The sequence below is a fragment of the Veillonella magna DSM 19857 genome, from assembly GCF_000428745.1.
GTDB classification, from domain to species: domain Bacteria; phylum Bacillota; class Negativicutes; order Veillonellales; family Veillonellaceae; genus Veillonella_A; species Veillonella_A magna.
In genome coordinates this window covers 20,360-31,728 of the sequence record NZ_AUAN01000017.1, presented here as the reverse complement: position 1 = coordinate 31,728, position 11,369 = coordinate 20,360, and the positions used below count along the sequence as shown (strand labels likewise).

At 40.4% G+C, this 11,369-nt stretch carries 9 protein-coding genes; 7 read left to right on the top strand and 2 right to left on the bottom strand.

Going from position 1 to position 11,369, the window contains the following annotated elements:
- Nucleotides 1-483: heterodisulfide reductase-related iron-sulfur binding cluster (locus tag G344_RS10860; RefSeq protein WP_038155140.1), on the top strand; the 483-nt coding region annotated here is incomplete at its 5' end.
- Nucleotides 484-746: 263 nt separating this feature from the next.
- The gene (purB, locus tag G344_RS0106290; RefSeq protein WP_028255464.1) at nt 747-2,039 is read left to right on the top strand and encodes an adenylosuccinate lyase; all 1,293 of its coding nucleotides are present in this window, start codon (nt 747-749) and stop codon (nt 2,037-2,039) included.
- A 278-nt stretch (nt 2,040-2,317) separates the two neighbouring features.
- Here the strand turns inward: purB and G344_RS0106285 are convergent, their stop codons facing one another.
- The gene (locus tag G344_RS0106285; protein WP_028255463.1) at nt 2,318-3,661 is read right to left on the bottom strand and encodes an anaerobic C4-dicarboxylate transporter; all 1,344 of its coding nucleotides are present in this window, start codon (nt 3,659-3,661) and stop codon (nt 2,318-2,320) included.
- A gap of 364 nt (nt 3,662-4,025) precedes the next feature.
- Here G344_RS0106285 and G344_RS0106280 point away from each other — a divergent pair, with 364 nt between their 5' ends.
- Nucleotides 4,026-5,312, top strand: coding sequence for an adenylosuccinate synthase (locus G344_RS0106280; RefSeq protein WP_028255462.1), 1,287 nt, complete (start codon nt 4,026-4,028; stop codon nt 5,310-5,312).
- A 167-nt stretch (nt 5,313-5,479) separates the two neighbouring features.
- On the opposite strand, the gene G344_RS0106275 is transcribed toward G344_RS0106280, so the two are convergent.
- Nucleotides 5,480-6,259, bottom strand: a complete 780-nt coding sequence (locus G344_RS0106275) for an IclR family transcriptional regulator (protein ID WP_071838103.1) — start codon at nt 6,257-6,259, stop codon at nt 5,480-5,482.
- 282 nt (nt 6,260-6,541) lie between these two features.
- On the opposite strand from G344_RS0106275, the gene G344_RS0106270 reads away from it, so the two are divergent.
- The 4 genes from G344_RS0106270 to G344_RS0106255 all read left to right on the top strand — a co-directional run bounded on the left by G344_RS0106270 (nt 6,542) and on the right by G344_RS0106255 (nt 11,325).
- Nucleotides 6,542-8,059, top strand: coding sequence for a UxaA family hydrolase (locus G344_RS0106270; protein ID WP_071838102.1), 1,518 nt, complete (start codon nt 6,542-6,544; stop codon nt 8,057-8,059).
- A gap of 71 nt (nt 8,060-8,130) precedes the next feature.
- On the top strand, nt 8,131-8,910 hold the full coding sequence (locus tag G344_RS0106265) for an SDR family oxidoreductase (RefSeq protein WP_028255459.1): 780 nt from the start codon (nt 8,131-8,133) through the stop codon (nt 8,908-8,910).
- Nucleotides 8,911-8,922: 12 nt separating this feature from the next.
- Complete coding sequence (fucP, locus tag G344_RS0106260) at nt 8,923-10,197, top strand: L-fucose:H+ symporter permease (RefSeq protein ID WP_244869504.1); 1,275 nt, start codon at nt 8,923-8,925, stop codon at nt 10,195-10,197.
- A 12-nt stretch (nt 10,198-10,209) separates the two neighbouring features.
- Nucleotides 10,210-11,325, top strand: coding sequence for an L-rhamnose mutarotase (locus G344_RS0106255; RefSeq protein WP_028255457.1), 1,116 nt, complete (start codon nt 10,210-10,212; stop codon nt 11,323-11,325).
- Nucleotides 11,326-11,369: the final 44 nt, after the last annotated feature.

The window sequence follows — 11,369 nt, the reverse complement described above, 5'->3', positions numbered from 1 at the left end:
AATTTGAAGGCAAAAGTAGTAAAACCGCTTAGCGGTCTTCGCGTAGCCGAATACTATGGTTGCCATCTGCTTCGTCCGCAGGAAGAAACAGGTTTCGAAGACTTCCAGATTCCGACCAGCTTAGCTGACGTAATCAAAGCTATCGGGGCTACTCCGATTGATTTCTCTCGTAAACTTGACTGCTGTGGTTTCCATGCTGTATATCCGGCACATGATTCTGTTATGCGTATGACCGGCTCCATCAATGCTGATGCAGCAAAAGAAGGCGCTGATTGCGTAGTAACGCCGTGCCCGCTGTGCCAGATGCAGCTTGATATGTTCCAGAAGGAAGCAAAACAGTATGTACCGAGCGACAAAGATATGCCGATTATCCATATGAGCCAGCTCATTGGTTTGGCATTGGGCATCAGCCCGGCTGAATTGGGAATGACCAAACGTCATATGACCAGCACTGCCGCTTTAAACCGTTTCATCGGTGCATAGTTATATAATGTAAAACGGTAAAAGCCCGTTAGGAATTTATAGAGAATACGAAGCTTATTTAGCATGAAGTAGTTCTCGTAGCCCTAACGGGCTTTTTGTTGTACTTCGCGATAGGGTTCAAAAGTAAGTTGATAATAATATCCGAATGATTTTTAGTTTTGTTAATTTGAATGTTCGGATGTTTATATTGACCCTGTATAAGTCCTATGTTATTATTATAGCGGAATTATAAGTACAGTCTTTCACAGGAGGAGAGAATCGGCATGATCGCAAGATATACGAGAGAAGAAATGGGGCATATCTGGAGTGAACGTAATGAGTTCGATACGATGCTTCAAGTAGAAATTTTGGCTTGTGAAGCACAGGCAGAGTTAGGTGTGATTCCTAAGGAAGCGGCTAAGGTAATTCGCGAGAAAGCCGATTTTGAAGTGGAACGTATTCATGAAATCGAGAAGGAAACAAACCATGATATCATCTCCTTCGTAACAGCAGTAGGTGAACACGTAGGCGAAGAAGCGAAATACATTCATCTTGGATTGACCTCTACAGATGTAAAAGATACAGCATTGGGGTATATGATGAAGCAAGCATGTGATATTTTGTTAGCAGACTTGCATAAGTTCCATGATGTACTTCGTCGTCGTGCTGTGGAATTTAAATATACACCGATGGTAGGTCGTACTCATGGCATTCATGGGGAACCGACAACTTTCGGTCTTAAAATGTGCTTATGGATGGCAGAAATTGAACGTGATATTGAACGATTGGAACATGCCAAGAAAAATGTTGCAGTAGGTAAATTATCCGGAGCAGTAGGTACGTATTCAGTAGTTGATCCGTTTGTTGAAAAATATGTATGCGAAAAACTAGGCCTTGAACCGGTAAAAATTGCTACACAGGTAGTGCAACGCGATCGTCATGCGGAATTGTGTAGCACCATTGCTATCATTGGTAGCACACTGGACAAGATTGCTTTGGAAATTCGTCATTTACAACGTACGGAAGTACGTGAAGCAGAAGAATATTTCAGCCCGAAACAGAAGGGTTCTTCCGCTATGCCACACAAACGTAATCCGATTACATGTGAACGCATTTGCGGTTTGGCTCGTGTGTTGCGCGGTAATGCACAGGCAGCTTTGGAAGATGTAGCGCTTTGGCATGAACGAGATATTTCTCATAGTTCTGTAGAACGTGTAATCTTGCCGGATAGCACGATTACTTTGGATTATATGCTTCATTTGGTAACGCGCGTAATCGATAAGTTATTAGTGTATCCGGAAAATATGAAGAAGAATTTGGAATTGACCGGTGGGCTTATTTTCAGTCAGCGCGTGTTGACGGCGCTTGTTGATAAAGGAGCATTCCGCGATAATGCATATCGTTGGGTACAGCGTCATGCTATGGCTCGTTGGTTGGAAGGCAAGGACTTCTTAGCCGGTTTGAAGAGTGACGAAGATATTAAGAAGTATTTAACCGATGAAGAAATTGAAGCTTGCTTTGATCCGCATGCTATGTTGAAACATGTGGACACGATTATGGGACGTTTCGGTTTATAATTATTATTTGATGGTCGTGAGTAAGGTAATAAAAAAGGATGACCGTAGGGTCATCCTTTTTTATATTAACATTTTTAGGATAGGGGCATTACATGCCATGGGATAATTGGTTGCAAGGTTAGACATGTAATCAACAGATACGTAACTGATAGATACATATCCAATAGATACGTAATCAATAGATACGCAATCAATAAATACAACCAGCAAATATGTAATGATGCGTTTAGATATATTCGCATGCGTTTGTGCTTTGCAAGGATATCTAGAAACATTTATTACGGCAATAGCATCGGTGCTACGACGAAGCCTAAGGCTACGGCGATTACGATTGTTACTACACCGGGAAAGAAGAATGGATGATTAAAAATATATTTTCCGATTCGTGTGCTACCGGTATCATCCATCTGTACTGCTCCAAGCAAAGTCGGGTATGTCGGCAGGACAAACAACGCGGATACAGCGGAGAAGGATGCGATGATGATAGTCAGTCCCGAAGTGTCGTTAGCAGTAATGCCCATAGCTAAGATTACTGTTGGAATCAAAGCTTGTGTAGTCGCTGCCTGTGAGTAGAGAAGCATGCTGGCAAAGAAAAGGGCTACCGCCAATAAGAACGGGTAGGCCAATACCAGTTGGGTCGCTAAGGTTTTTATTTCGGGAATATGCCCTTTTACAAAAGTATCACCTAACCAAGCAACACCTAAGACACAGACGCAAGCGGATAAGCCGGATTTAAAGGTGCTCATTTCTACAAGACGAGCCGTGTCAATGTGACAGAATAAGGTAATTGCTGTTGCAATAGCCATCATAAAGCCTACGATAGCATCATTACGACCAAGAATGACCGGATGAATCCAAGCAAGGTTATTGGAAATTGCTGTTGCATATGCGACGATGGCGATGATGCCGATAAGAAAAATCAGCACGGAGCGTTTAGCGGTTGCCGGCAATTCTTGGTAGGCGCTTTCAGATTTCGGTGGCATTACATAGCCGTGGGCCAAGCGTTCTTGGTATACCGGATCATCGGAAAGCGTAGTAGATAGGAAGGTAGACATAATGAATGCCGTAATCATGCAAGCGGCATAGGTGGTAGGAATACAAATAGCAAGAAGCATCGGATAGGATACACCATAGGGTTCCAAGAAACCGCTCATTGCAATAACAGCTGCACTGACCGGACTGGCGGTAATGCCAATTTGGCTAGCAACAACGGCAATAGATAATGGGACGGACGGTTTGATGTTTTCACTTTTAGATACTTCGACAATAACCGGAATCATAGAAAAGGCTGTATGACCGGTTCCCGCCAATAGAGTCAGTACATAAGTAACTGTTGGTGCTAAATAATTAATATGCTTAGGATTGCTGCGCAAAATTCGTTCTGCTACGCCGACGAGATAGCCTAAGCCACCGGCCAGTTGTAATGCACAGATAGCAGCAATGGCCGACATAATGATGAGGATAACATCCCAAGGAATTTGTCCTGGGTTCATGCCCATGCCCAACGTGAGGAAGACAACACCGAGACCGCCGGCATAGCCAATCCCCATGCCGCCAAGGCGGACACCAAGAAAGATAGCGACCAATACAATGATGATTTGAAGGCCTACATACAAGTCCATAGTATACATCTCCTTTTTTATAACAGCTTGTACGCCTCAAGTATACAACTACGTACATCATAGCACTTACTTATAAAAATAGCTATGAAAACAGGAGTATTCAGAAAATATAATAATGATATTTATAGGAGTCCTGAGTAGTTAGAGGCAAATACGTCAGAGTGTTAGAGAGCGCTGGATAATATAATGGAAAAATAGATAGGGTGTTTCGGGAGAGTTAATCAGAAAGTGCGCAGCAATAGACTTAGAAGAATCCGTGATAAGCGATTAATAATCAGATGTCGAGAATGATATAAATGTGTTATAATGAAGTGTAAAAGCACGGCAGTATGGTAAGGACTGCGTGAAATGGAGGGTTAAACGTATGGCAACCAGTATGGTAATCGGCACCCAGTGGGGTGATGAAGGTAAAGGTAAAATCGTTGACTATTTAGCAGAACAGGCAGAGTTTGTTGTTCGCAGTCAAGGTGGTAATAATGCAGGTCACACCGTTGTGGTTGATGATAAAGCATTCGCATTGCGCTTGCTTCCAAGCGGTATTTTATATGATGGTAAAACAAATGTTATTGGCTCCGGTGTTGTGGTAGATCCGAAGGTGTTGTTAGGTGAAATCGCCAATCTGGAAAAGGAAGGTAAAAGTGCTAAGTCTCTTCAGATTTCCGACCGTGCTCATGTAATTTTGCCATATCATAATCGTCTTGATGAAGCAGAAGAATTGTCCAAGGGAGATCTTAAGATCGGTACGACAAAGAACGGGATTGGGCCTTGCTATGCGGATAAAGTAAATCGCGTAGGCATCCGTATTTGTGATTTAATGGATGAAGACGTATTTAAGGAAAAGTTAGCTTATAATGTGAAAGTAAAGAACAAGATGCTAACAGCAGTGTATGGCGTAGATCCTGTTGATTATGACACCATTTTAAAAGACTACTTGGGCTATGCTGAAAAGTTACGCCCGTATGTAACTGATACTAACTTCACTGTAGTGGATGCCGTAAAAAGTGGTAAAAAGGTATTGTTTGAAGGCGCACAGGCTACTATGCTTGATCTTGACCACGGTACCTATCCATTTGTAACCAGTTCACATCCGGTGGCCGGTGGTGCCTCCGTAGGTTCCGGTGTAGGACCTAATTATTTAAATAATATTGTAGGCGTTGTAAAAGCGTATTCTACTCGCGTAGGCGCAGGTCCGTTCCCATCTGAATTATTGGATGAAGCCGGTGATTATCTCCGTGAAACCGGTCATGAGTTCGGTACCGTAACGGGACGTCCGCGTCGTACCGGCTGGCTTGATTTGAAGGTAGTAAGCTATGCAGCCGATTTGAATAGTCTTGATTATTTGGCTATTACGCGCCTGGATATCTTGGATCAGTTGCCGGAAGTTAAAATCTGTGTCGGTTATACGAAGAATGGTCAAGAAGTTAAAGGGTTCCCGGCCAGTCTTAAGGAATTGGAAGCTTGTGAACCGGTATATGAAACCTTACCGGGATGGCAGACAGATATCAGCGGAATTCGTACGTATGAAGAATTGCCGGAAGCAGCACGCCGTTATGTAGAACGTATTGCGGAAGTAACCGGTGTTAAACTGGGCATTGTATCTGTAGGTCCTAACCGCAATCAGACCATCGTATTGGAAGAAGTATTTAAATAAAAATTATAGTACCTGTGAAGAATATGCCATGTAAATATATGGTGTAATATGTAATAGAGTACAGTAGAATATATGCGAAAAACTCCCATCAGGAGATTAGGTTCAGCTAATGTCCTGGTGGGAGTTTTTTTATATATCGATAAGAAAAAAGAATAAGTGGTAATAAATTAATAGGGAGCGCCTTTGGCTGCAATAAGTTTTTCAATGATGGTTCCAAATCGACGGAGAATTTGCTTTATTTTTTCTACGTGCTCCGCGGTACCGTCGAAGACGATAAAACTAATGCTTAAGGCAGCCACAATTTTTCCATTTATACGTAATGGTCTGGCAATACATCGAGCATATTTGGTGATTTCTTCTTCTTCGTAGGTGAATTCATCGTTGTTATCTTTATGGATGTCTTTATATAAATCATCTACAGTAGCCAATGTTTTATCGGTAATAGCAGGTAGGTTTGGAGGGAATAATGTATGAAGTTCTTTAATCGTGTGGTCGTATAATAAAGATTTACCAAGTGCAGTGGCATAGGCAGGGAGATGTTTACCAACAGCGGAAATTAGACGTAACGGTTTTGAACCAGTAACTTTTTGTAAATATATAATACTATCGCCATCAAGTACGCCAAGATGTACATTTTCATTGCAGAGTGAGGCCATTACTTCCATTTGATCACGAATTAAATCCAAAACATCCCCGGTATATTGATATGTATTGCCAATAATATATGCTTGGCGTCCTATAGAGTAACGCAATGTTTCATTATCACAAATAAGATATCTACAGTCTACTAATGTTTTTAGGATAGGGGTCAATGTGCTACGCGGACATTCCATAATTTCAGCGATTTCTGAAAGTGTAGCTCCACGTGAGGTACTGGCAACAGCTTCCAACAATTTTATAACTCGAAGCGTTGGTTTATGCTGGGTTGCTGATAGGGTTATATTCATATGCATCACTCCTTTTATATACTTCTAAAATACACTATGTAAGGGGATAACGTCAAATGTACGAATATACGTAATAATATGCTTTTTGAGAAAATGCTATAGAGGAATCAGTGGGTATATGCTTAAAAGATATTACGTATATACATAATTAATTGATTTTTTCGGAATACAACAGTACTATATACCTGTAGATGTTACGAAAATACGAAAAACATATATTTTTACGTAAATTGATTATAGAAGAGTATAGTGAGCATAAATTTATAGTAAGGAGGATTTACTATGAAAGCAGTTCATGTAGGTCACAACGATAATGTGGCCACTGCAGTTGAAAAGCTTATTCCAGGTGAGATAGTGATGGGAATAACGATTGAGGAGAAAATACCTAAAGGACATAAATTTGCAACAGAACCGATTGCTAAAGGAGAACCGATTATAAAATATGACTCTCATATTGGTATTGCTAGTGTAGACATTAAAGCTGGGCAATGGGTGCATGTTCATAATATAGAAGGTGAACGTGGACGCGGTGACGTAGACAATATGGTTCGTCATATCAAACAAGATGTTCACAGAGATAGAAGTGTAATTGGTGTAGATACGACGTATGCACTTACAGGTTATAGACGTGGCGATGGTAGCTTCGGATTTCGGAATCATGTATTGATTTTACCTACAGTACACTGTGCTAATAAAGTAGTAGAACGAATTGCAAATTCTGTTGCGTGGACGGATGCACCACATCGGGAAGATACAAAGGCTGTATATGTGACACACCAACATGGATGTAGTGAATTATCGTATGATGCTAGACAAACCATGGATGTATTAGTAGGTACTGCCACTAATCCTAATGTATATGGTGTTATACTTGTTGGTTTGGGCTGTGAAGTTATCCAAGCGAAAGATACTGCAGAAGAGATTAAAACTCGAGCCCCTTATAAGAAGGTAGAATTTTTGACAATTCAAGGTGAGGGCGGTACGGCAGCAGCTGTTGAAAAAGGAGTTAAGCTTGCTAAAGAAATGTTAGAAGAGGCTATGCAAGAAAGCCGAGTTCCGGGGACCTTGGCAGATGTTGTGCTGGGGACAGAATGCGGTGGCAGCGATAGCTTCTCAGGATTGACTGCAAATCCGTCGTTGGGAGTAGCCTCTGATATTGTTGTTACTCAAGGTGGCTCAGTGATTTTGGCTGAAACGACAGAACTCATCGGTGCTGAACATATTTTGGCACAGCGAGGTATTAACGATGATGTAAGTAAAGCAATTGTAGATACAATTACGGGATATGAACAGACTGTTATAGATTCTCATGCGGATATTCGTGGAGCTAATCCTAGTCCCGGTAATATTGAAGGTGGACTGAGTAGCATTGAAGAAAAATCTTTAGGCTGTATTTATAAGGCGGGGAATTCGCCGGTTGTAGCTGTTAAACCGTATGCAGCCCCGATTACGGACAAGGGATTAACTTTTATGAATACTCCAGGAAATGATATTGAGCAGCTAAGCGGCATGGTTGCGGGTGGTTGTAATATTTGTGTATTTACAACTGGTCGAGGTACACCGACGGGAAGTCCTGTGACACCGACGATAAAGCTTTCATCAAATACATTTACATTTAAAAATATGGCAGATTGCATTGATCTTAATGCCGGAGGCATTATTGATGAAGGTAAAACAATTGAAGAAGTTGGCAAAGAAGTTGTAGAGGAAATCATAGCTGTAGCCAATGGAAAACAAACTAAAGCAGAATTAAATGAGCAGAATGATTTTTCCATTTGGCGGCTAGCCACAACAGTGTAATTTTATATTGAAAATATGGTGAATATTGGTCGAGTGATGTGGCCAATGTGTAGATTAGGAGGCGTGTAGTTATGGATTTACAATTAAACGGCAAAGTGGTATTAATTAGCGGTGGTGGTAAAGGTATTGGTAGCGGTATTTCCTTATCGCTGGCTCGGGAGGGAGCAATACCAATTATCCTTTCACGCTCGGCTATTACTGAGGAATTTAAAAAGAATATAGAAGCAATTACTACGAATTATGAATTTATTCAAATTGACCTAAATGAAACAGAAAAAATACAAGGTATTGTAGATGACGTCGCTAAACGCTATGGCGGTATCTATGGTGTAGTTAATAATGCAGGAGCTAATGATAATAAGGCATTAGAAACGACTAGTTGGCAAGAATTTGAAAAAAGTTTGCATGGTAATTTAACGCATTATTACGAGTTAGTTCATGCTGCTGTTAAATATTTGAAAGCATCCAAAGGATCTATATTGAATATTTCCTCTAAGACAGCGCTGACAGGCCAGGGTAAAACTAGTGCGTATGCAGCGGCAAAGGGTGCTATTTTAGGATTGACTAGAGAATGGGCTGCGGCGCTTATTAAAGATGGTGTACGAAGTAATGCTATTGTCGTTAGCGAATGCTGGACTCCGCTTTACGCAAATTGGATTAAGACCTTTGATGATCCGGAGGCAAGAAAAAAGGTAATTACCGATAAGATTCCTTTCGAGCATCGCTTTACTACTGTTGATGAAATCGGTGACACAGCAGTATTTGTATTGTCCCCGAAGTCTTCACATACAACGGGACAATGGATATTTGTTGATGGTGGTTATGTTCATTTGGATCGTGCGCTAGATTAGGAGGTGGCCGGAATGGCTACAAAAACAGTGGAGGGACATGCTATGCAAACAAAACATACGACTACATCGATAGTGAGCAGTCGCAATATAAAAATTGCGTTTTGGCTAGTGACTTCGTTATTCTTCCTTTGGGGGTTTAGCTATGGTTTGCTAGACGTTATGAATAAAAATTTCCAGAATCACTTGGGAATTACTAAAGCTGTATCAGGTTTATTGCAAGCCGCATATTTCGGTGGATACTTTGTAATTGCTATACCGGCTTCTTTGGTGGCTACACGATTCGGCTATAAGGGTGGTATTATTATGGGTCTGGCACTGTATGCTATAGGTGCGCTCCTTATTGTACCTGCTAGTAATGCACAAAGTTTTAGCTTATTCTTACTTGCTTTTTTCATTATTGCATGTGGATTGGGAAGCTTAGAAACAAATGCGAACCCATATATAACTAAACTTGGCAAAGATGAAGATGCAGCATTTAGAATAAATATGGCACAGAGTTTTAATGGCGTTGGACAATTCTTAGGTCCTATCGTAGGCGGAGCTCTCTTCCTTTCTTTATCCCATGGGGACATTGAACAAAATATGGCTAATGTACAGATGGTTTATGTTGGCATTGCTGTTGTTGTGGCCGCAGTTCTACTTCTTTTTGTGATTAGTCGAATGCCGGAAGGAGCTGCAGTAACTGGTAATGATGCAGGAGAAGACTCTGATTCTGGAAGCTATAGTGCTCTTTTTGGATATCGTCATTTTAAGTTAGGCGTTTTAGCACAATTTTTGTATATTGCAGCGCAAGTTGGTGCTGGTGCTTTCTTTATCAACTATAGTGTTGAACATTGGCAGGGGTTACAGGATAGTCAAGCTGCATATTTCTTTAGTATTGCATTAGTAGCATTTTTATTGGGGCGTGTAGTGACAACACCGGTTATGAAAAAAGTAAAAAGTAATACAATTTTGGCGGTGTACTCTATTATTAATGCGGGGTTAATGATTGTATTGCAGTTCGTTCATGGTCTACCGGCCGTTATAGTTTTGTGGCTTTCCTTCTTCTTTATGTCTATTAGCTTCCCTACAATTTTTGCCTTGTCAGTTGTACGTATTCCGGATGGTTATGTAAAAAAAGCATCTAGTTTGCTAATTATGAGTATTGTTGGCGGAGCATTTATGCCGTTCTTTATGGGGCATGTAGCTGATATGTGGGGAACTGGTGCAGGATACTTGTTATTGCTGCCATGCTTCCTCTATGTTGCATGGTATGGGCTTAATGGTTCAAAACCGATTGAAAAATAAGGAGGCATATACATGCTTGAAGTTGTCGATTCTCACATTCACATTTGGAATTTAGATGTACTGAATCTTCCTTGGCTTAACTCTTGCGAAGGCGTAATTAAGCGTAGCTTTTCTATTGATGATGTAATAAAAGCGTATGGCCCGCATGATTTAAATTTCTTAGGTGGCATTTATGTTGAAGTGGACTGTGACGATGCGATTAAAGAGGATGATTATATATTTAATCTGAATAGCCCTAAAATACTAGCAAAGGTTATGCGAGCCCGTCATCTTTGTGGACATATGCGTCTACCCATAGGGATTGTCGGAGTGAGGGAGCCCTTGCATATTGATTCATCGCCTAGAGGACGTTGTTTGGAAACTAGTTTTATCGAAGGTTTAGAGGTTTTAGCAGCACAAGACTTGCTTTTTGAAAGTTGCAATCGACCTGGTGAATTGGAAGATATGTGGAAAACTGCATCACGAGTACCAGAAGCCAAAATAGTAATTAATCACTGTGGTAATGTAGAGACTTTATCAGAAGAATATAAGCGGGCTATGACAAAATTAGCAGCCTTGCCTAATGTTTACTGTAAAGTATCGGGATTTCCAACTTCAGATCCTAAATTCGTAAAAAATCTATTGGATTTTATAAGTGGTACTTTCGAACCTAATAAATTATTATATGCTTCAAATTATCCGGTAGTAGAGCAGTATGCCACGTTTGATGAACATTTACGAGCTGTAAGAGAATACTTTGAAGATAATCCAGATATTTTCTCAAAAAATGCTAAGAAGTTATATAAGTTGAATAAACCGCAAATTTTTGCATCTGTTATTAAACTACGGCCGGAAAAAGCAGAATATTATAAAAAACTTCATGCCGATCCCTTTTCGGGAGTCAATAAGATGATTCGTGCTTGTGGTATTACAAAATATCAGATTTTTAATAGAGATGATTTACTCTTTTCAATTATGGAATATACAGGTGATGATTTTGAATACGATATGACAAAAATGGCAGAAGATCCGGAGACACAGAGATGGTGGAAGGAAACAGATCCATGTCAAACTCGTATTGAAGGAGCCTACAAGCATGAATGGTGGGCAGATATGGATATGGTCTACGATTTAAACAAGAAAAAATAATCTAAATTATGAGATAAGTTAGACATATAGTTTTTAGCAATGTG